This window comes from Arthrobacter sp. (assembly GCF_031179385.1).
In the GTDB taxonomy this organism is placed as follows: domain Bacteria; phylum Actinomycetota; class Actinomycetes; order Actinomycetales; family Micrococcaceae; genus Arthrobacter_D.
Genome location: NZ_JAPSHV010000006.1, coordinates 4384 through 23638, shown reverse-complemented (window position 1 = coordinate 23638; position 19255 = coordinate 4384). Strand labels below are relative to the sequence as shown.

The following is a 19255-nucleotide window of genomic DNA, read 5'->3' as shown; positions in this document are numbered from 1 at the left end:
TTCAGGGCCTTCCGGCCCCGCGGGTACTGGCTTTACTGCGTATTTTCCCCCGCCGGTTCAACAGTGGATACAAAGGCTTCTGATTCACACTGCGACCGGCGCGGCTATGGGTGGGTGATGGCGGTAGTCCAGAAGCTGGAGGTCTTCCAAGGAGTAGTCAAAAAGGGTGTCCGGACGGCGGCGGAAGGACAATCGAGGCGGTGGGAAGGGGGCACGCAAGATTTGCTCACGGACCTGATCGATGTGGTTGTCATAGATGTGGCAGTCCCCGCCGGTCCAGATGAACTCTCCGGCTGCAAGGCCCAGTTGATGGGCGATCATCTGGGTAAGCAGGGAGTAGGCACCGATGTTGAACGGCACTCCGAGGAACAGATCTGCGCTGCGCTGGTAGAGCTGGCAGCTGAGCCTGTCGGGGCCGGAGGGCATTGGCTCTACATGGAACTGGAAGAAGGCGTGGCAGGGGGGAAGGGCCATGCCGGGGATTTCAGCGACGTTCCATGAGGAGACAATGTGCCGGCGGGAGTAGGGATCGGCTTTGAGCGAATCCATTACCCCTGCGATTTGGTCGATATGCTGGCCGTCCGCGGCGGGCCAGGAACGCCACTGCACCCCATAAACGGGGCCAAGCTCACCCTGAGGGTCTGCCCACTCGTCCCAGATACTCACCCCCTGGTTCTGCATCCACTGGACGTTCGAATCCCCACGGAGGAACCACAGCAGTTCCACGGCAACGGACTTGAAATGCACACGCTTGGTAGTGATCAGGGGAAAGCCCTGAGCGAGATCGAACCGCAACTGCCGTCCGAACACGCTGCGCGTGCCGGTGCCGGTGCGGTCCGACTTGGGGGTGCCCTGCGCGAGCGCCTCTCCGAGCAGATCCTCATAAGGGGTAGGGATCATCGGCACTTCCCTCCCATCGGAAGTTGTACTGGGGCGAGAGACTGTCCCCCTGTGAGCGGGATCGGGAATAAACGCACGGTTGGGAACTGGTGCAACTGATGATGCCTGGTGTCGGAGTACAGCTGCCGTCGTCCTTGGAAAAGAGCGCAGGACCTCAGCTGTGCTTCCTACAGGTCTTTGAGCGCCTTGCGCAATTGCTCCGCGGAGTAGACCGGGCTACCGATTTTTACCAGCCCGCCATCCGTGTGCACGAGGAGGGTGGGGTAGCTGTGGATTCCGAGATATGCAACGCGTTCCTGTTCTGACAACGCCCTTCCCCGTGTACCGGGATGAGTGTAAAGCTTCTCCACGAGGTCCGGATCCAGGCCTTCACGGGTTGCGATGGTGCGGTAGGTTCGCGTGTCGGAGAGGCTGAGTCCGTCGATGTAGAACGCTTGCTGCATGGCTGCTGCCATGGCCAGGTCTTTGCCGCCCGAGGCTTCTTTCAGCGCGACCAGCCCTGCCCCGGCGTCATCGGAATCCAGGTGCAGCGTCCCGTCTGAGAGAACTGCTTCGTAGGCTTCACCGAAGCGAACCCCGGTAAGAGCTGCAATCCGCGCGTTGGCCCCGGGGATGTGCGGCAGCGCGCCGATAGGGCCGGCGTGGTGGCCGCTGAAGAGGCCGCCGCTTATTACCTCAATGTCGATGCCGTCATCCTGGGCCAGTTCGTGCAATGCCGGAGCGAAACCGTAGCACCAGCCGCAGTAGGCATCGAAGACGTAAGTCAGTTTGGTGGAAGTCATGGTGGTCCTTTGTTAGGTGTTGAGGTCTATCGCCCAGCGTGCCGTGCGGCCAGAGACTGATCTGTCCGCACGGCACTACTTAGCTGCAGGTGGTTTAGTACGCCGCTTTAGTTGGCGGCGGTGAACCGGGCGTTGCGGTAGGCCGGGTTCTCGATTTCGTCGAGCATGGCCACCGCGAAGTCCTGGGTGGAAATACTGTCGCCAGCCGGGGAGTCCTTGGCTGTGTTGTACTTACCGGTGCGTTCGCCGGGCTGGATAACAGGGGCCGGTGCGAGCATGGTCCAGTCCAGGTCTGCCGGGGCTTCCCTGATGGCGTCGTAGGCTGCACCGAGCGTGAGGGCCTCAGCCTTATAGACCTCGGGGAACTCAGGAGTGTCAACGAGCCGGGTACCTTTGATCTCCAGTGCGCCTGCGCCGCCCACGACCAGCAGGCGGGTGCTCGTGGCGTTGGAGTAGGCCGTCTTCATCGCGGTGAGCCATTCCCCGTGGTCTCCGCCGGTGCGGCTGGGGCCAGTGGCCAGGACGACAGCGTCGTGTTCTGCTGCGATAGCGGCAAAGGTTGCGGCGTCCGCCAGGTCAGCTGCCCGAACCTCGGTGCCGGCAACCTCTGCGCCCCGGCGGGAAACGGCCGTCACCTCGTGGCCTCGGTTCAGCGCTTCGCTGACAATCTGGCTGCCGACCATACCGGTGGCTCCATACACTGCGATCTTCATGAACAGACTCCTTTGTAAACGAGCGGATCGTTCCGCCAAGAACAAAAGTATCTTTTAGGTACTGAGTACCTCAACGTGCCATACTATCCTTATGGATACTAAAGCAGAATCAACGGCCGCAGCAGCAGTCACCTTTGATGTGCTGAACCTTGACTGCCCGTCGAGGGTCGTCATGCAGCGCATCGGCGACAAATGGACGACGCTGGTCTTCCAGGTCCTCAAGCACGGGCCGTGCAGGTTTTCAGAGATCCGCACTGCCGTCCAGGGAGTCACCCCGAAGGTTCTGACGCAGACCCTGCGCACGCTCGAACGGGACGGGCTCATAACCCGCCACATCTTCGCTGAAGTACCACCACGAGTGGAGTACGCGCTCACCCCCTTGGGTCAGACCCTGCTGGAGCCGCTGGATGCAGTCAGGGACTGGGCTGAAGACAACGTCGCCGCGATCCTGGAAGCCAGGGACGCATACGACGACGCCAACGACCACTGACACGCCTCGGCCCCTAGGCACTGCCCTGAATGGCCGCTGCAATGACGCGGACATCTCATCGTTTGGATGCCGCCCACCTCGTCGCGGGCGGGATTCAGTGACCGACATGGTTCCGGGTCACGCTGCCTTCAGCTGAAACCTTCGCCGGAGGAACTTTCAGAGCACGTTGCCACTCCTCGCCGATCAAATAGTGCACTAACAATTAGTGTACTATTTGAGAAGCGGATGTCTTCCATCATCAAGAAAGGTGCAGACGTGGCGGAGAAGAAGTCGATGACCGAGCGGTTCATGAGGACCACGGGAAGGTTGCGGATGTTTTTCGGTCCAGCCGATCAGGGTGTCTTAGACGGCCAGGCGAAGCATGAGGACGAGGCGGGCAATCAGCGCCGCCAGCAGGAACTGCGGCAGTGGGACGTCGTGCGCAACGCAGACGGATCCACATACCTTGTCTCCCGCGACTCCAAGGAGGACAAGGGTGAATGATGCAGTGGCGGTAGCAGAAGAGCAGCCACAAACCGGCGACCTTCTTCTGGAGCGGCAGCTCTGCTTCGCCTTATCGGTCGCCTCCCGTGGCGTTATCGGCGCTTACCGCCCCGTATTAGAGCCCCTCAATCTCACCCACCCGCAGTACCTCGTGATGTTGGCACTCTGGGAGCACAGCCCGCGTACAGTGCGCGAGATCAGCGAGGCACTAGCCATGGAGCCGGCTACTCTTTCCCCGATGTTGAAACGGCTCGAGGCGAACGGACTGGTGTCCAGGGACCGAATGGTCGGCAATGAACGGGCACTCGCCGTCGACCTCACTCCCAAAGGCAAGGAGTTGCGCGCACAGGCAGTGTCTGTGCCCGAAACCATGCTGACCAAACTGGGGCTTTCTCGTGAGCAGGCCGAAAATCTTAACCACTTGATGCGCCAAGTCATCGCCGCCACGCAACGGACCTGAGAATTACCCGCCTGCATGCGATGCCGGCACTTCACGTATGTCTGCCGCCAAAGCACAGCCCCTTCGAGGTGTAAGGCCCCAGCTTTGCGGGTTCCGCGTCGATGGGTGCCGCGCAGCTCTAGCGTCCGCGAATTCCAGCCGACCAGGCGCTCACAGCGTGACTGACCGCTAACCCACGCCTCTGGGCCGCCCACCGTGCTTGCCCTTGTTATCGAACCCATCACGCGCTGATTGGTTCCAGCGATGTCCTCCAGCTTTAGGAGCCCGGTCCATGACCGTCAATAACGACCTTCACGCAGTACTGGCGCAGCCCGCTGGTCTCACCGATGATGATGTACGCATCATTCAGCAGGACTTTCCCGCCCTTCATCAGGAGATCCACGGCAGGCGGCTGGTCTACCTGGATTCGGGGGCGACCTCCCAGAAGCCCCGCTGGGTCCTTGAGGCCGAGCGGGAGTTTTATGAGACGTGCAATGCCGCGGTGCACCGCGGTGCCCATGAACTTGCCGTACGTGCCACTGACGCTTTCGAAGACGCACGAACGACAGTAGCGGCGTTCGTGCGTGCCGCGCCGGAAGAACTGGTTTGGACCGCCAACGCAACGGCGGGCATCAACCTCATCGCGCAGGCTTTGGGCAATGCGAGCATCTGGGCCGAGCGCGGGCGCGGTGGTCAGGAAATACGGCAACTGGCGCTGAAGCCCGGGGACGAAATTGTCGTCACGGAACTGGAGCACCATGCAAACCTCATCCCTTGGCAGGAGCTGGCCTTCCGCACGGGAGCCGTCCTGCGTTTCATACCGGTAGACGCGGCGGGGTCGCTTCGCTTGGAGGAAGCTGAACGCCTCATCGGGCCGCAGACGAAGGTAGTTGCCTTCGCCCACACGTCCAATGTGCTCGGCTCCGTCGCCCCCGTGCACGAGCTGGTTCAGTTGGCCCGCCGGGTGGGTGCCCTCGTCGTCCTTGACGCTTGTCAGTCAGCCCCACACATGCCGTTGGGCCTGCCGTCGTTGGACGTGGACTTCGCGGTCTTCTCGGGCCATAAAATGCTCGGACCAACCGGCATCGGTGTTCTCTACGGTCGCCGTGGCTTGTTGGATGCGCTCCCACCGGTTCACACGGGCGGCTCTATGATCACCACCGTAACGATGGAGCGGGCTGAGTATCTGGCCGCGCCGCAGCGTTTTGAGGCCGGCACTCAGCCGGTTGGGCAAGCGGTCGGCCTGGCCGCCGCGGTGCAATACCTCGACGGCATTGGCATGGACCGCATCCACGCATCGGTCACGGTCCTGGGCCAGCGCCTGGCTGAAGGGATTACCGCGATCAGAGGTGTGAAGTTGCTCGGTCCACCCGCAGGTGAACCACGAATCGGTTTGGCTGCCTTCGACGTTGAGGGAGTGCATGCCCACGACGTCGGCCAGTACCTGGACAGCCTAGGCGTAGCAGTTCGGGTGGGACACCATTGCGCTCAGCCTCTGCACCGCAGACTCGGCTTGAGCGCATCCACCCGAGCCAGCGCCTACCTCTACAACACCACTGACGACATTGATGAGTTCCTGGCGGCTTTATCCGGAGTGCGGCCCTACTTTGGGGTAGGCAAATGAGTTTGGAAGCGCTATATCAAGAGATCATCCTTGACCACTCTCGCGCCAGAAACGGCAGTGGCCTCCCACCCCAGGACACCATCGACGCTACGGGCGAATCCCATCAACTCAACCCGGTCTGCGGAGACGAGATCACGGTCAGGGTCACCGTTCAGAGTAAAGCGGTACAGAGCCTGCGTTGGCAAGGATCCGGATGCGCGATCTCGATGGCCTCCGCCTCCATGCTGCACGAACTGGCCACCACACTGTCCGCCAGGGACCTTCAGGCCCGCGTGGATGCTTTCCGCCAGATGCTCCGCTCCCGCGGAACCACACAGGGCGATCCGGAACTTCTCGGTGATGCCGCATCATTGGAAGGCGTCTCCCGCTACCCGGCACGCGTCAAATGCGCGATGCTCGCCTGGGTCGCCGCGGAAGGCGCTCTCGAACAGATCACGCCGGCAATGGACACCGGAAATGGTGCTGCCGCTCCCGACGCCGGTGGTGAGAATGAAGCGATGACGCGCCTTATCGCTCCTACAAAGGGATAGCAGCCCACCGCAGAGGCGGTCAGTTCTTCCTGATCGAACAGGTCCAGGCCTTGGCTGTTCGTGAGGGCCGGGGCCTCCTTTCACTTTCAGTCTGTCGTCCTAACCGGCGACAGCAGATACTCCATGCCCACCCAACGTTTCTGGAGAAGACACCGCATGGCAAGTACATCCCTGAGGGGAGCCAATTTGGAGATTGTTGATAGGGCGAGTTCCATCGCTCTGATGCCTTACGCCCTGGAGGTGGCAGCCAAAGACATCGCGCAAGTCGAGGCCGCCAAGGCTACCATTCCACCGGGAACGCCGATCAACATCGCGTTCCTGGGAAATGAGGATCACGCCCAGCGCATCGAAGCTGCACGGGTAATACGAGCATGCGGTTTCGAGCCCGTCCCGATTATTTCCTCGCGCCGCCTGCGCTCCGAGCGGGACCGCGATTATCTTCTCGACGCCCTGGTTGCAGAAGCAGCCCCGTCGCGGATAATCCTTGTGGGCGGTGACCCGGCCGTCCCTGCCGGTCCCTTTGAGGACTCGCTGGCCCTCCTGAGAAGCGATCTCCTGGAACGCCATTTCATCCGCCAGGTGGGTATCGTGGGGTATCCAGAAGGACACCCTAAGGTCGACACCGACACGCTCTGGCGTTGTTTGAAATGGAAGTTCGGCTTTCTTCAGGATGCGGGTTGCTCGGTCGAGATTACGACCCAATTCGGATTCGATGCCGATGCCGTTGTGCAGTGGATGGAGCGCCTGCGCCGTGAAGGAATCGACGCGCCGGTCCGCATTGGTGTTCCGGGGCCGGCCAGTGTCGGAAAGCTCCTGAGGTACGCCAAGCAGTTTGGCTCGGTGCCATCGGCAGCTATCGCCCGGAGATATGGGCTGTCGGTGGGCAACCCTGACCACCGCGTCAGTCCTGAGCGCTATTGGGATCACATCACGGCCGGGATGGACGGCGGGAACCTCGGAACCGCCCTTTATCACCTTTATCCGTTCGGCGGGGTCATGGAAGGCGTTCAGTGGATGAATACCCGCATGCCAACGGATATCCCACGTATGCCCTTGGACGTGGGATGACGGTCCGCTGGGGATACGTAGGAGTCTGCCTCCTGCCCACCCTGTGTACGGCACAAGCTCCCTCCGCTTCGCTGCTTGTCCCGCACCCACGTGGACAGCAGGAACCGTTCTGACCGCCTACACACACCCACCACCTCACTAACATTGGGAGTCTCACCTCGATCGAGCGGTGGGCGTGCACAGCCTAGTTCGAGGGCAATAATGGGTCGATGGAGAGCGTGCCGCTCGAACCCGGAGCACCGCCGGCGCTGGCGTTGGCCCGGGCGGTGCCGAAACTTCCTGCACCCGATGCCCTGCCTGGCGGGTGCGTGTATGAGCCGAAATGGGACGGTTACCGCCTCGGAATTGTCCGGACCGAGGATTCGACCGTCCTGTGGTCGCGTCAGGGCAAGGACCTCACCCGGTACTTCCCCGATCTGACGGCCGCCGCTGAGGACCATATCCCGCCGGGCTTCATCGTCGATGGTGAAGCAGTCATTTGGACCGATGACCGGCTCAACTTCGAGGCGCTGCAGAAACGACTCGTCACTTCCAAGAAGCACCTGCCCACCCTGGTGAGTGAGCGTCCCGCGTCTTTCGTGGCGTTCGACCTCTTGCAGGCCGCCGGCACCGACATCCGGACTTTCCAATTTAGTGACCGGCGGGAGCTATTGGAGGAACTCGCGTCCTGGTGGGAACCACCATTGGACCTCTCCCCCACCACCACAGACCTGGCTAAAGCGACCAGGTGGTTCGACACGATGCCCGTAACCGGGATCGAAGGGCTTGTCATCAAGGGAGCCGGGCAGGAATACCAGGGCAATGAGCGGCAGTGGTTGAAGGTCAAGCACCGCACAACCCTCGACGTCGTATGCGCGGCGGTCATCGGACCCATCAGCCGCCCGGAGATGGTTGTGGCCGGACTGCGCATCGACGGCGAGTTACGGATCGTGGGGCGCAGTTCCATGCTCAAAGCCTCGGCGTCGAAGGCTCTGGCTGCCCATCTGACACTGGGAAATCCTGGCCATCCGTGGCCTACTGAGGTGAAGTCGGGTGCGATCGACCGGTTCAACAGCACCAGCTCCACGACGGTCCTGACCCTGGTCGAACCGCTGGTGGTTGAGGTATCCGCCGATACTGCCTTCTCAGGCTCCTCGTTCCGGCATGCCCTGCGCTACATCAGGGCCCGACCGGAGCTCGATCCCGCCAGTGTCGTGGTTCCTGTGCATTTGAACCGCCTCCGTTGACCGGGCGGGTACGGTGTCAAGAATGGAAATCACCGGGACCATCCGCACACCAGACGCTCAGACCAGCCGAATCAGCGCCAGCGGCACCACCTATGGCGAAGCCCGAGCTGCCCTGGACGCTGCCATCCCGGAAGGTGCGCAGCTGATCACGATCCGCGCCGATCACTCCTAAGTCCCGCCCTCTTTTGATCGTTCGTCGGGAAACGTCAGCACCTTCTGATAGAACAAATGTTCTAATTAAAACGGAGTCCCCATCGGTTAAGAGAGTGGTGCCGGCGACCGTACGAATGGGGGAAACGTACGGGGCCGGCACCAGGAGAGTCCAGTCTCGTAAACCCTCGCTCGCATCACCGATGGGGGATCGATGTGCTGATACCCAGCCTACGGACCAATCCTGAAGGGCGGCTGGGTAGTTCGCCGACGGCTTGGAGCGGGAAGGCGGAGGTGTCAGGAATGGGCGAGAACAAGCGATATAGGGCCTACTATGACCGGCTTCTGGATGATTGGATTGAGCGTTTCGTGATGCGCGAGGAGCCTATAATGCTCACCGAGGCCGAGCTCGACCTGGAGCACCATCCAGCGCACGAGTTCCAACCGCCACGGTCTGTGCACGTGTGGATCCGCTACCCCTCACAGGCGTACCTGGTGCAAGCCCAAGCAACGGCATGGACGGCAACAGCGATCCGCATTGGGTTCTTCGAACCGGCAATTAAGATTCACCGTGAAGGGTGGGTGTGGCGCAGCGCGGTCACCCCGGCGCCGCCCGACAAGAAGCAGTGACGGGCTAGTCTTCGCCTTCGTCTGTGAGCTTTACTCCTCGCTGGAGGGCTTCGGCTGTGCGGGTGTAGGCGTCAGCGATGTAGCCCTCGAGCTTGGCCCGTTCAATGCGCCACTGCCCGCGGCCACCAATCTGAATGGCAGGAAGATCACCGGAGGCAATAATGGCCCGGATCTGGGATTCACTCGTCGCCAGCTCAGCCGCGACGTTCTTGATGGTCAGGAAGCGAGACGATTCCTGTGCGGCCATGCGACGGGTACTCCTCTGCTCAATCTCCAATGTCCTCGTCAATAAAGGTGGGGCCGGAGGCTGCACCACACAGCTCCCGGCGTCAATGTGCCGGCACTGCGGGATCTTGTTGAAAGACGAGCCATAGGAAATGGCGCCCGATCTTGGCAATCCTGATTCAGATCCCGTCTATGCCGGGGATGCAGCTAGCGTCTGCGCTGCAGCACCTATCCCCGCCTGAAAATCAGTTGTTCGACCTGCTCCGGCTCAATGCTCAACTCTTCCGCCCATTCACCCATGCACTCGGTGTATCGGCGGTAGCTGCTGGTGCTGTTCCAGTTGAGCCAGAGCGCGCCGACCTCTCTGTAGTGCTTGCGGAACCATCCCACGACGATCCTGTCCATGATCGGCGTGGTGGGCACCTGACTTGAGGCCTTGGTAGCGAAGCTGATGAACTTGGTCGCGAAAGAGGGCCCCCACTCGTGGAAGAACATCCTGTCGTGTTGCCGTTTGTTCACGACGTGCTCGAACGCAGCGGTTCCCCCGTCCTTCATGGCGATCTGGGCGAGCGTATGCAGCTCGGCGGCGAAATCCTTCCCGTTCTCCGGGTCGGTGTTCAGCCGAATGACCTGCTCGGCCCGGTAAGGTCCGAAGCCCGCCCTAGCGTAACCCCAGAGGTAGCTGGCGATGTAAGCGTCGAGGGCGGAGTTCGGGTCATCGACGCACTCGAATGTCTCCAGGACGCCAGCACGGTCAACGGGATTCGGAAGCTTTTCGAGGATGCTGTAGGCGCCCAGGTATCTCTGCCAGTTCTGTTCTTTCCAGCCAAAAGCCTCTTGTTGTGGTCGCCCGTCCGCGGTCCACTGATCGAATCTTCCTCGCAGGTCATCGGGCACAGCTGGCATGGTGGTGTCTCCCCCAGATAGATCGTCTGCTCACTCTCGCATATAAAGCCTTGTGCTTTCTGGTGCTGCGAAGCTACACGATGCGGACAGTGGGTAAGGGCGTTTAGTATCTCTGGACGGGCTGTTCACGCCCCTCTGTGGGCAGTCTCTGGACCAGAATCGCTGCTGCATGCTCGCCAGGGCGAACGCTGAAGTTCCGTTGTCGCTGGGACAATAGGAGCTGTTGCTGTTGCTGTTGCTGTTGCTGTTGCTGTTGCTACGGGGATTATTAGAGGAAGGCCGGCCAGATGGGGCAGAAGCGGTATCACACAGCTCCGAAGTTCTAATTGAATGGATTCGGTTCTAAGGACCAGGCAGACAGCACGCCACAAATCGGTGGTGCTGGAGTGACGGGAAGCGGTGCTCATACCCACTACCGACGCGACGGTCCAGCAGAACTTTTACGTATTGTCCGGTCATCCCGATGGGGCCAATGTCTTTGAGAAGGACCTGTCGAGGTCGGAAGCCGAGGCATCTGTTGGCATCAGGAAGGCGACTGCTGGCTTCTGAACGTTTTCCCCGAAGGTTCGGAGATTCTTGGGATCTTCCTCGCGTTTCAGTTCGTTAGGGGGCCGGATACCCGGACGTCCTGGACCAGAACTCCTGCACGTCATCGCCGAGGTAATCCCCCGGCATACTGACGATCTCGGGATTGTCCCAATGGTTCGCCGTTGGGATCCCCACGATAGAGAACGGTTCTGACCCTGTAGAACCGCCGTGGTTGAGGTATCCGCCGGATTTCACGCCGCGCCCCCATGGCCTACTCCGCGGGGCCGGTTCGCTCCCGCAACTCCGTTATGAGAAGGGCGCTGATCGACTCCGCAGGGATGGAGAAATACCCACCATCGAGAATCAGACCCCCGCCCGTGATGATCGACCGCACTGACTCGTCGGATACGAGGGTTGCCGGATTGATCACTATTGCCGGGACGGGCGGCTGTAAGTCGTGCGCGCCGGGGTTCGCGTTTACGGTCATCTCGCCGTACGGCAGAAGATCACGCACGGGGGCACCGTCGACAACCAAAAAGAATCCTTTCGGGCCTGCGAAATTGTTCTTGTGACCGGACGTCCCGACCGGTTCCGCCCCCACCCCGCGGGCTCCGGCGTCCAACCCATGCAGACGGGAGCGCCGCTCCTGAACCTTGAGAACCTGGTTGATCGCTTTTAGGGCGGTGTCCGCATGAATTCCCGGCAGCTCCATGAGCTGGTACAACCGCTGCCGTAGGACCTCCAGTTCAGCATCGGCCATGGCCCGCAACTCCTCAACTGACGCGGCGGCCCGCTTGGACAGCGCGCGGCTGACTGCCCGGAACGCGCCGGACCTGTCGGCGTACCCAAGTTCGGCGGCTATGCGGTCGAGTGACCATCCGTCGGCGGAAAGTTCGAGGGCGCGCACTTCGCGGTGGCGGGCTTCGGTGGTCCCGGTTGTAATGGTTGGGTGTTGAGCGCCATGGTTGCTCGTGACCGTGACATCTGTGACCGGCGTGACGGTTGTGACGTGCTCGCCGCCGTCCCGTTGTGGCGCATCGGGGCATCTGCCGGGCAGGCAGAGCCGGTGCTCGCCGCGGACGTGGGCCCGGCTCCGTCGCTTCCTTTGCCGGGCAGCCTCGGCGGTGTCGTCGTTCATGGTTCGGATTCGTCTTTCGTTGGATTAGCAGCTGGGGTGTGTCCCGGCGGCGGTGAGGGCGGGGTGCATCGGAAAGCCGCACACCGCGCAGGCGGGCGTCGAATCATTGACGCCGTTACCGGCGTTACCGCTGTTACCGACTTCTGGACTAAGGCGCGCGTACGGACTTTCCGGTTGCTTATTGCGAATGACCCCCTGCTTATTGCGAATCACCTGTTCACCTCCCACCCCAGAATCGAGGTGAAGGTAACGCTGCTCAGGTTCCGCGCACGCCTGTGTTTCAACGTCGGTAACAGCGGTAACAGCGGTAACGGCGGGCAGATATCTTTGGAAAGCGTCCGCAAAGTGGGCGCGGAGGTAACCCTTCACGGTCCCGCCGTCGATCCGGACGGTGTTGTTCGTGGGGATTTCGTACCGCCCCAGCATCCGGGCGAGGTACCGGGCGTCGATCGGTTCGCCCTTGATGCTGGCCCACGGTGCAGTGTCTATCGCGTCCAGGGCGCCCAGCAGGTCAGTCGTGCTGATCCGGTCCCGACCGTCGAGGACATCCCGGATGTCGGCAAGCAGGCGAATACCGAGCGTCGCGGGCTTCTCCTTCGCTTTGGCGACCATGACAAGCGCGGCCTCCCGTGCGGTCTCCGGCCAACGCCCACCTGCGGCGTCAGCGACGGATAGCAACGGCTCCCAAATGTCGGCGTCGCGGTCCTCGATGCCCTCGGGAAGGTCCGGCCACACACCGGCCACCTCGGCGCGCGCGGATTCCGCGAACCGGGCGAGCCGGTTCCGCAGACGGCCAGCCTCCGATGCGAACACCCGCCGGCGGTATGGTTCGATTTTCTGCCCGGGCCTGCGGCGCTTCATCGGGATCACGATGGACCGGGTCATGAGCGTGTCGGGCAACTGATTGAGGCCCGCGAGGGCCACGGCGCAGAAGGACGGCCACTCCTCCGTCACTATTTCCCGGCCCCGGATCGCCGCCCGCCCGGCGGTCGCGCCTTTCCTGTAACCGGAGTTCAGCAGCCCGCGGAGGTCCTCGTGGACTTCGGCCTTGCCGCTGCTGAATACGGCGTCGATCTCATCCATCAATAGGGTGGGCAATCCGGCCTCATCACTTATCTTCCTGAAGATGTAGGCGACTGAGGCATTCACCGAAAGAACGGGGCGTGGCACGAGTGCCTCGGTGAGTTCCATTGCTCTGGATTTCCCGCTGCCCGGTTCGGGCGAAAGGAAAGCCAAGCGTGGCGTGTTCTCGAACGCGTCAACAAAGTGCGCATGAGCGACCCATAGGGTGTGCGCCACCGCAGCCTCATCCGATGGGTAGGCGATGAAACGGGAGAGGAACGCCCGCACCGCGTCAAGCAGCCCCTCATCATGATCGTCGCCCTGCTGTTCCGCGTGCGAATAGAAGCCGTCGGGCATCCACTCGTCCTCGGTCAAAGGCCCGGGAATCATGCCGCCGACCCCCCTTCGGGATCGTCCCAGCCCGACGCGGCGCGGATTCCGGCGCGCCAGTGCGCCGCGACGCCCATGTCGTCGGTGCAGATGTTCCAGATCATGCGGGGATCAGCGAAGCCGAGGCGTCCTGGCACCGGTCGATAGGAGTGCACGACGAGGTCCACGGTCGAGCCGGGCGGCAGTTGGGCAACCTGTTCGCTCGCGTGCTGTTCAAACCGGGAAAAGTCATAACCCGGGCCGACACGCTCACGGACAGCGAACCTGCGGAGGTCAATTCGAAGCGTTGTCTGGAACCGCGGCGGGCGGTCGGACGGGACGGCGGACAGGGGTGGGGGCGGCGGTTGGAAGTACGGATGGGTTTTCATCAGGAAACCGACCTTTCCGAAGGAAGTTTGGTCGATTCGGCGTTTGGTGGTGTGGGGGCGTGGGTGGTCTTAGTTGCGCCGCGCATTACCCGGCCCGGCTGGGGTCACGGCACCGCAGCCGGGGTAACGGTCGGTGGCGTCGTACGGAACCCGTACCGGCTCCTGGCCCGGGATGAGCCCGGCGGAGCGAAGCCGGTCAAGGAGCGTCGGTGCCGGCCCAAAAAAGCCGGGGCCGTGCCGCTTTTTTCATGCGACTTCTCGCGGACGCGAGGCCAGCCACGCATCGACCTCGGATTGGCGGAAGCGGACGAACCGGCCCACCCGGATACCCGGAGGTGCCTTCCGTCGACTGCGCCACGCATAAACGGTCGCGATCGGCACCGAAAGATACTCGGCCAGCTCCTCCGTGGACATCAGCCGATCACCCCGGCCCTCACTCGTGAAAGTCATCACTGTTCTCCATTTTCTATAACGGAATACCGGTTATTTTGTCGCTGGTCACAGTTGATCACGATGTGTCCGCTTTGTCCAATACCCTGCTAGAATTATTGATTATGGAGAAATTAATGAAGCAGGGACCGACCGGCAATCGGGTAGCCTCCAACGTCAAGGAAGCCCGGCGGCGCTGTGGTTTCGACCTCAAGGAACTATCGGCCCGGCTAGAGCGAATGGGGCACCAGCTGAATTTCAACGGTCTATCAAAGATCGAAAACGGATTGCGCCGGGTGGACACCGACGATCTGGTAGCGCTCGCCCTCGTCCTAGACGTGACGCCGGACTGGCTCCTCGTCGGTGATGTCACGGACGATCAGCCCGTGCGTCTCACCGGGAAGTTCGAGACTACGGCCCGCCGTGTGTGGAGATGGCTGGTAGGTGACGCCCCGCTGAAGCGAGACCTGGCGAAAGCAAAATGGCGCGCGACCGTCCGTCCAGACTCACCCGGCTTGCCGGGGATTCATCTGCCGACCGATGCGCCTAAGGCGCTCCTGAAAGAGGCGTTCGCCTTGTTCGAACGGGCGGAAGCTGAAGGGATCGACCTAAACGGATTGGTCACCCTGTACGAGTGGCAAAAACCTTTGGAGGAATCATGAGCAGGCCACCGCTGCCGATAGGGGCGTGGGGGAACATTGAAGCCACGCCGGTCGAGTCCGTACGGCGGACCACACCCGGCGGACGCGAGCGCACCGTCGCGCGGGCTATCCCCCGCGAGGAATGGGTGAACCTTTCCGCCGCCGAGTTGCGCCGCCTCAACCGGTGGCGGGCGTCCTGCTGGTTCCGCGATCTGGACGGCGTGACCCGCAAAGTCGAGAGGACGGGCACATCCGCGCAAAAGGCGAAGGACTCGCTGATCGGGTATCTGCTGGAGCGGACCACACCGACCGTCGACGAGTTGACGGCTGAGACCCGCGTGCAGGTGCTGTGGGAAACCTACCTGGATGTGATGGTGAAGGACGGGCGGGCGGTGAAAACGCTGGACCTGTACCGGTACGTGGCCGGGCACATCGTCAAAGGGTTGGGTGCACTACGGTTGCGGGAAGCGTCCACGCAGCGGCTCGACAAGTTCCTCCACGCGATCACGGACCACAACGGCCCGAACGTGGCCCGCACGTGCCGCGCCGTCCTGTCGGGGATGTTCAAGCTCGCCGTGCAGTATGGGGCGCTGCCGCATAACCCAGTCTCGGGTGTCGGCGCGATCCGGGTGGAAACCAAAGCCGCCCGTGCGCTGACCGTGGACGAGCTACGCGGAATCCTCGACGCGGTACACCGCTCGCCTGTAGTGCTCAACCCGGACAACAAACTTCATCCATCGCTGACGGTCGGGCAGTACTGCGAGCGGGCGGACCTGTCCGATCTTGTGACCATGCTCGCGGCGACCGGGTGCCGCATTTCGGAAGTGTTAGGTCTGCGATGGTCCGACGTCGACCTCGAAGCCAAAACGGTCGCTGTGAACGGGAAAGTCATCCGGGCCAAAGGCGCTGGGTTGATCCGGGAGAACTATACGAAGAGCCGATCGGGTGATCGGGTGCTCCCGTTGCCCGACTTCGCCTTAAGCATGTTGATGCGGCGGCAGGTGGAAGCGGCGGGGAACGTCCACGATGTCGTGTTCCCGTCGGACGTTGGAACGCTGAGAGACCCTACCGGGGCTTCTAAGCAATGGGCCAAGGTTCGGGAGGCCCTCGGGTTCCCGTGGGTGACGTCACACACGTTCCGTAAAACCGTGGCCACGCTGATCGACTCGGAGGGGTTGTCCGCGAGGATTGGGGCGGACCAGTTGGGCCACGCGAACGTGTCAATGACGATGGATAAGTACATGGGCCGCAAGGTCACCCATTCCGCCGTCGCTGACCTTCTGAACCGGGCAGTGAAATAGGCCGGTTCGGTATCGAAACCGGTGGGTTTCCGGTGGGTCTGCACCGTATAACGACAAAAGGAAAGACCCCCTGACAAGCGTTTCCGCAGGTCAGAGGGTCTTTTTTGCTCCCCCGACTGGACTTGAACCAGTAACCCTTCGATTAACAGTCGAATGCTCTGCCAATTGAGCTACGGGGGAAAGCAGCAGGAACAACTCTACATAGGATTTGTGGCGAAGTGAAATTGAGCGCCGGCTAGTCGGATCGCAGGGCCCGGCGCTCCATCTCAAGCTCCATCAGCTCACGGTTCAGCTGCTGAAACTGGGCAGGGTCCGATGCCGGATCGAGCCGCTGAAGCGCGCTCAGCTTCTCCGCCTTGAGCCGAGTGATGCGCAGCTCGGAGAGCCTGTTGAGGATGTCACGGCAGTACATGGCCAGGGCATCGGCGTCCTTTGCGGGCAGCGGGGTCACGGCGAGTTCACTCACAAACCCGCGCAACACCTCGGGAACCTCCTGGCGCACCCTTTCCACCCAGTTGGACGTGGCACTCGGATCCTGGGAGCCGCCCGCCGCAGCCGCCCGGACGGCGTCGTGCAGCGCAGCGTAGGCGGGAACGGAGAACCGCGAATCTCCAAACCTTTCCCACTGGGCACCATCGAGCAGCTGCGGGTACTGCAGGACCACCTCGAGCGCCTCCCGCTCCATGCGCGCTACGGGGTCACGCGGATCAGGCCGCCGGAACTGGGGCACCTCCTCCACCCGGGCCTGGTCGCCGGCGGAACTGCGTCCCTGGCCCGTGGAAGCGCCGGGAGCGTCCTGCCCGGGCTGGGCCCCGGTGCGCTCCCCCCAGTCGCCCTGCTGCCCATCGCCGGTACGACGGCGGCCCTCGCCCTGGGTCTCCGGTGCCGGCTGCGCCGCGCGCTTCGCAGCGGACGCCACCGCGCGCGCCACCTGGTCCTCGCCCACGAACTGCATGCCGAGCCAGCGGGAAAGCTCCCGCGTATAGATGGACCTGAGCGAGACGTCGCGAATGTTCGCCACGATGGGAGCCGCGTGCCGAAGAGCCTTCATCTGCCCTTCACCTGTTGTCAGATCGAACTGGTCGAAGGATGCCTTGATCGCAAATTCGAACAGCGGACGGCGGGTACTGATGAGATCCTGGACCGCCTGGTCCCCGGCTGTCTGCCGAAGCTCGCAGGGGTCGGCGCCGCCTGCCCCGACGGCGACGTAGGTTTGGGCGTTGAACCGCTGGTCTTCCTCGAAAGCCCGCAGCGCGGCTTTTTGGCCCGCGGCATCGCCGTCGAAGGTGAAGATCACCTCTCCCCCGGTGCCGTCGTCGGACAGGAGCCTCCGGGCGATCTTGATGTGCTCGGCGCCGAACGCCGTACCGCACGTGGCGACCGCGGTGCCCACGCCCGCCAGGTGGCACGCCATGACGTCGGTGTAGCCCTCCACCACCACGAGCTGCCGGGACTTTGCAATCTCCCGCTTGGCAAGATCGATGCCGTAGAGCACCTGTGACTTCTTGTAGAGACTGGTCTCGGGCGTGTTCAGGTACTTTGGCCCCGGGTCGTCCTCGTAGAGCTTGCGGGCTCCGAAGCCGACGGTGTCTCCGGTGATGTCGCGGATCGGCCACATCAGCCTTCCGCGGAACCGGTCGTAGAGCCGGCCTGCGTTGTTCGAGGAGGCGCTGAACATGCCGGTCAGCTTCAGCTCATCGAGCGTGAACCCGCGACCCGTCAGATGGTTGAGCAGCCCGTCCCAGCCCTGCGGTGCGTAACCCACCCCGAAGTGCTCCGCGGCGGTCCGGTCGAAGCCCCGCTCCTGCAGGAAGGACCGCCCCGTCGCGGCCTCGGGAGTGAGCAGCTGGTCCCTGAAGAACTCGGCGGCAATCTTGTGCGCGTCCAGCATGCGCTGGCGCTTTCCGGCGTCCTCGCGTCGGGGGCCTGTTCCGCCGTCCTCGTAGCGCAGCTCGAAGCCGATGCGGGCAGCGAGCTTCTCGACGGTCTCAGCGAACGAGGTGTGGTCCATCTTCTGGACGAAGGAGATGACGTCCCCGCCCTCGCCGCAGCCGAAGCAATGGTACGAGCCCATGTGCGGACGAACATGAAAGGACGGCGAGCGCTCGTCGTGGAACGGGCAGAGCCCCTTCCACGAACCGACGCCGGCAGACTTCAGCGTGACGTAGCCGTCGACTACTTCCTTGATGTCGGTGCGCTGGCGAACCTCATCGATATCTTCACGCTTGATGAGTCCGGCCATGCCATCCAGTCTAGTGTCGGGGTACCGCCCTGCGGTGTCGGACCGGCCTGCCTGTGAACACCCTCTACCAGAGGGCGGGGACCGGCCCCACAACCCTCTCATGCAGCGCGAGCGCGGAGGCATCTGTGAGGGATGCGACCTGGTCGATGACGACGCGGAGGCGTGTGTCGTCGTCGTCGGCCTGGCGCCAGTCCGCGGCGAACATCGGCTCAAGGTGACGGTCACCGGCGGCAGCGATCTGCTGGACGAGGGAGGACAGCACTTCGCGCTGCCGTTCGTAGATGGGCTGGCGATGGACGCTGGTCATCACGTAGGTGGTGGCGAGCCCCTTCATGACCGCGATCTCGGTCACGGTGTCCTCCGGGACCACCATCTCTGCCGCGTACCGGGTCAGCGGGTCTGTGCCGTAGATTCCGCGGGTTGTCTCGAGCGCGCTGAGGCAGAACCGGCCGATGAGCTGGCTGGTCATGTTCTTCAGGGCAGCCATGGCTTTCCGGCTGCCGTCCGCTTCGCGCACCCAGACGTCGGTCGCTTCAAGTCGGGCAAGGGCGGCATCGACGGCGGCGGGGTCCGAGTGCGGCAGGTACCACTGCTGCGTGTACCCCACCACCCGGGCGCGGTGATCCGGGTTGTCCATCCACTTGAGCTGGAAGTGGCCGGCAACGATGGCGTCCTCGACGTCGTGCACCGAGTAGGAGATGTCGTCCGCGAGGTCCATGACCTGCGCTTCAAGACAGGACCGGCCGGCAGGCGCTCCCTGGCGCAGCCAGTTGAACACCGGGAGATCGTCCTCGTACGCGCCGAACTTCGACGTGCGGTGCCCATGGATGACCGGCGCGTCCGGGGCCGTCCAGGGGTACTTGCAGGCGGCGTCGAGGCTGGCACGGGTGAGGTTGAGGCCGGCGGGAGTACCGTCAGCCCGGATGACCTTCGGCTCGAGCCGGGTCAGCAGCCGGAGGGTCTGGGCGTTGCCTTCAAACCCGCCGATCG

General features: G+C 62.7%; 21 protein-coding genes, 1 tRNA gene and 1 pseudogene. 11 read left to right on the top strand and 12 right to left on the bottom strand.

The features are described 5' to 3' along the window. Window positions 1-84: 84 nt before the first annotated feature. The 3 genes from RIF85_RS02300 to RIF85_RS02290 all read right to left on the bottom strand — a co-directional run bounded on the left by RIF85_RS02300 (window position 85) and on the right by RIF85_RS02290 (window position 2395). Window positions 85-900 (bottom strand): thymidylate synthase, encoded by an 816-nt coding sequence (locus RIF85_RS02300; RefSeq protein ID WP_309070293.1) that lies wholly within the window; start codon window positions 898-900, stop codon window positions 85-87. Window positions 901-1067: 167 nt separating this feature from the next. Beyond that, window positions 1068-1682: a DsbA family protein gene (locus RIF85_RS02295; RefSeq protein WP_309070292.1), complete on the bottom strand. Its 615-nt coding sequence runs from the start codon at window positions 1680-1682 to the stop codon at window positions 1068-1070. Window positions 1683-1789: 107 nt separating this feature from the next. Next, entirely contained in the window at window positions 1790-2395 is a 606-nt protein-coding gene (locus RIF85_RS02290; RefSeq protein ID WP_309070291.1) for an NAD(P)H-binding protein, read from the bottom strand. Between the two features lie 91 nt (window positions 2396-2486). Here RIF85_RS02290 and RIF85_RS02285 point away from each other — a divergent pair, with 91 nt between their 5' ends. The 9 genes and pseudogenes from RIF85_RS02285 to RIF85_RS02245 all read left to right on the top strand — a co-directional run bounded on the left by RIF85_RS02285 (window position 2487) and on the right by RIF85_RS02245 (window position 9035). Next, entirely contained in the window at window positions 2487-2885 is a 399-nt protein-coding gene (locus RIF85_RS02285) for a helix-turn-helix domain-containing protein (protein ID WP_309070290.1), read from the top strand. A gap of 225 nt (window positions 2886-3110) precedes the next feature. Beyond that, window positions 3111-3368, top strand: a complete 258-nt coding sequence (locus tag RIF85_RS02280; RefSeq protein WP_309070289.1) for a hypothetical protein — start codon at window positions 3111-3113, stop codon at window positions 3366-3368. Beyond that, window positions 3361-3828, top strand: coding sequence for a MarR family transcriptional regulator (locus RIF85_RS02275; RefSeq protein ID WP_309070288.1), 468 nt, complete (start codon window positions 3361-3363; stop codon window positions 3826-3828). Before RIF85_RS02280 ends, RIF85_RS02275 begins: the two co-directional genes overlap by 8 nt. Before the next feature lie 271 nt (window positions 3829-4099). Beyond that, entirely contained in the window at window positions 4100-5431 is a 1332-nt protein-coding gene (locus RIF85_RS02270; RefSeq protein WP_309070287.1) for a SufS family cysteine desulfurase, read from the top strand. Further along, window positions 5428-5862: pseudogene (gene sufU, locus RIF85_RS02265) on the top strand (Fe-S cluster assembly sulfur transfer protein SufU); the annotation flags it as partial. The gene RIF85_RS02270 and the pseudogene sufU, both read left to right, overlap by 4 nt. A gap of 255 nt (window positions 5863-6117) precedes the next feature. Continuing rightward, window positions 6118-7029 (top strand): methylenetetrahydrofolate reductase, encoded by a 912-nt coding sequence (locus RIF85_RS02260; protein ID WP_309070285.1) that lies wholly within the window; start codon window positions 6118-6120, stop codon window positions 7027-7029. Window positions 7030-7238: 209 nt separating this feature from the next. Next, the gene (locus RIF85_RS02255; protein WP_309070284.1) at window positions 7239-8255 is read left to right on the top strand and encodes an ATP-dependent DNA ligase; all 1017 of its coding nucleotides are present in this window, start codon (window positions 7239-7241) and stop codon (window positions 8253-8255) included. Window positions 8256-8277: 22 nt separating this feature from the next. After that, the gene (locus RIF85_RS02250; RefSeq protein ID WP_309070283.1) at window positions 8278-8427 is read left to right on the top strand and encodes a hypothetical protein; all 150 of its coding nucleotides are present in this window, start codon (window positions 8278-8280) and stop codon (window positions 8425-8427) included. A gap of 281 nt (window positions 8428-8708) precedes the next feature. Beyond that, complete coding sequence (locus RIF85_RS02245) at window positions 8709-9035, top strand: hypothetical protein (protein ID WP_309070282.1); 327 nt, start codon at window positions 8709-8711, stop codon at window positions 9033-9035. Between the two features lie 4 nt (window positions 9036-9039). Here the strand turns inward: RIF85_RS02245 and RIF85_RS02240 are convergent, their stop codons facing one another. The 6 genes from RIF85_RS02240 to RIF85_RS02215 form a co-directional block, all read right to left on the bottom strand. After that, window positions 9040-9282 carry a helix-turn-helix domain-containing protein gene (locus RIF85_RS02240; protein WP_309070281.1) on the bottom strand — a complete coding sequence of 81 codons (243 nt, stop codon included), beginning with the start codon at window positions 9280-9282 and terminating at the stop codon, window positions 9040-9042. 206 nt (window positions 9283-9488) lie between these two features. Next, window positions 9489-10166, bottom strand: coding sequence for a hypothetical protein (locus tag RIF85_RS02235; protein WP_309070280.1), 678 nt, complete (start codon window positions 10164-10166; stop codon window positions 9489-9491). A 799-nt stretch (window positions 10167-10965) separates the two neighbouring features. Continuing rightward, on the bottom strand, window positions 10966-11832 hold the full coding sequence (locus RIF85_RS02230; RefSeq protein ID WP_309070279.1) for a hypothetical protein: 867 nt from the start codon (window positions 11830-11832) through the stop codon (window positions 10966-10968). Window positions 11833-11856: 24 nt separating this feature from the next. Next, complete coding sequence (locus RIF85_RS02225; RefSeq protein WP_309070278.1) at window positions 11857-13284, bottom strand: DUF3631 domain-containing protein; 1428 nt, start codon at window positions 13282-13284, stop codon at window positions 11857-11859. After that, on the bottom strand, window positions 13281-13652 hold the full coding sequence (locus RIF85_RS02220; protein ID WP_309070277.1) for a hypothetical protein: 372 nt from the start codon (window positions 13650-13652) through the stop codon (window positions 13281-13283). Before RIF85_RS02220 ends, RIF85_RS02225 begins: the two co-directional genes overlap by 4 nt. A 246-nt stretch (window positions 13653-13898) precedes the next feature. Continuing rightward, a complete protein-coding gene (locus RIF85_RS02215; RefSeq protein WP_309070276.1) occupies window positions 13899-14102 on the bottom strand; it encodes a helix-turn-helix domain-containing protein in 204 nt (67 codons plus the stop codon). 38 nt (window positions 14103-14140) lie between these two features. Between RIF85_RS02215 and RIF85_RS02210 the strand changes: the two genes are divergently transcribed. Together RIF85_RS02210 and xerC are read left to right on the top strand one after the other, a co-directional pair. Continuing rightward, the gene (locus tag RIF85_RS02210) at window positions 14141-14743 is read left to right on the top strand and encodes a helix-turn-helix transcriptional regulator (RefSeq protein WP_309070275.1); all 603 of its coding nucleotides are present in this window, start codon (window positions 14141-14143) and stop codon (window positions 14741-14743) included. Continuing rightward, entirely contained in the window at window positions 14740-16023 is a 1284-nt protein-coding gene (gene xerC / locus RIF85_RS02205; RefSeq protein WP_309070274.1) for a site-specific integrase, read from the top strand. The genes RIF85_RS02210 and xerC overlap by 4 nt, the downstream gene beginning before the upstream one ends. Window positions 16024-16130: 107 nt before the next feature. Here the strand turns inward: xerC and RIF85_RS02200 are convergent. The 3 genes from RIF85_RS02200 to RIF85_RS02190 all read right to left on the bottom strand — a co-directional run. Further along, a tRNA-Asn gene (locus RIF85_RS02200) sits at window positions 16131-16203 on the bottom strand. 55 nt (window positions 16204-16258) lie between these two features. Next, window positions 16259-18265: a DNA primase gene (gene dnaG / locus RIF85_RS02195; RefSeq protein WP_309070273.1), complete on the bottom strand. Its 2007-nt coding sequence runs from the start codon at window positions 18263-18265 to the stop codon at window positions 16259-16261. 64 nt (window positions 18266-18329) lie between these two features. Continuing rightward, the coding region (locus RIF85_RS02190; protein ID WP_309070272.1) for a deoxyguanosinetriphosphate triphosphohydrolase at window positions 18330-19255 on the bottom strand (926 nt) is incomplete at its 5' end.

What these genes read in the sequence shown, in the direction of transcription:
- RIF85_RS02300 (WP_309070293.1), bottom strand. Translation starts at nt 900, where the DNA reads ATGATCCCTACCCCTTATGAGGATCTGCTCGGAGAGGCGCTCGCGCAG.
- RIF85_RS02250 (WP_309070283.1), top strand. Translation starts at nt 8,278, where the DNA reads ATGGAAATCACCGGGACCATCCGCACACCAGACGCTCAGACCAGCCGA.
- xerC (WP_309070274.1), top strand. Translation starts at nt 14,740, where the DNA reads ATGAGCAGGCCACCGCTGCCGATAGGGGCGTGGGGGAACATTGAAGCC.
- RIF85_RS02220 (WP_309070277.1), bottom strand. Translation starts at nt 13,652, where the DNA reads ATGAAAACCCATCCGTACTTCCAACCGCCGCCCCCACCCCTGTCCGCC.
- RIF85_RS02215 (WP_309070276.1), bottom strand. Translation starts at nt 14,102, where the DNA reads ATGACTTTCACGAGTGAGGGCCGGGGTGATCGGCTGATGTCCACGGAG.
- RIF85_RS02230 (WP_309070279.1), bottom strand. Translation starts at nt 11,832, where the DNA reads ATGAACGACGACACCGCCGAGGCTGCCCGGCAAAGGAAGCGACGGAGC.
- RIF85_RS02280 (WP_309070289.1), top strand. Translation starts at nt 3,111, where the DNA reads ATGTCTTCCATCATCAAGAAAGGTGCAGACGTGGCGGAGAAGAAGTCG.
- RIF85_RS02290 (WP_309070291.1), bottom strand. Translation starts at nt 2,395, where the DNA reads ATGAAGATCGCAGTGTATGGAGCCACCGGTATGGTCGGCAGCCAGATT.
- RIF85_RS02260 (WP_309070285.1), top strand. Translation starts at nt 6,118, where the DNA reads ATGGCAAGTACATCCCTGAGGGGAGCCAATTTGGAGATTGTTGATAGG.
- RIF85_RS02285 (WP_309070290.1), top strand. Translation starts at nt 2,487, where the DNA reads ATGGATACTAAAGCAGAATCAACGGCCGCAGCAGCAGTCACCTTTGAT.
- RIF85_RS02270 (WP_309070287.1), top strand. Translation starts at nt 4,100, where the DNA reads ATGACCGTCAATAACGACCTTCACGCAGTACTGGCGCAGCCCGCTGGT.
- RIF85_RS02240 (WP_309070281.1), bottom strand. Translation starts at nt 9,282, where the DNA reads ATGGCCGCACAGGAATCGTCTCGCTTCCTGACCATCAAGAACGTCGCG.
- RIF85_RS02225 (WP_309070278.1), bottom strand. Translation starts at nt 13,284, where the DNA reads ATGATTCCCGGGCCTTTGACCGAGGACGAGTGGATGCCCGACGGCTTC.
- RIF85_RS02295 (WP_309070292.1), bottom strand. Translation starts at nt 1,682, where the DNA reads ATGACTTCCACCAAACTGACTTACGTCTTCGATGCCTACTGCGGCTGG.
- RIF85_RS02235 (WP_309070280.1), bottom strand. Translation starts at nt 10,166, where the DNA reads ATGCCAGCTGTGCCCGATGACCTGCGAGGAAGATTCGATCAGTGGACC.
- dnaG (WP_309070273.1), bottom strand. Translation starts at nt 18,265, where the DNA reads ATGGCCGGACTCATCAAGCGTGAAGATATCGATGAGGTTCGCCAGCGC.
- RIF85_RS02245 (WP_309070282.1), top strand. Translation starts at nt 8,709, where the DNA reads ATGGGCGAGAACAAGCGATATAGGGCCTACTATGACCGGCTTCTGGAT.
- RIF85_RS02255 (WP_309070284.1), top strand. Translation starts at nt 7,239, where the DNA reads ATGGAGAGCGTGCCGCTCGAACCCGGAGCACCGCCGGCGCTGGCGTTG.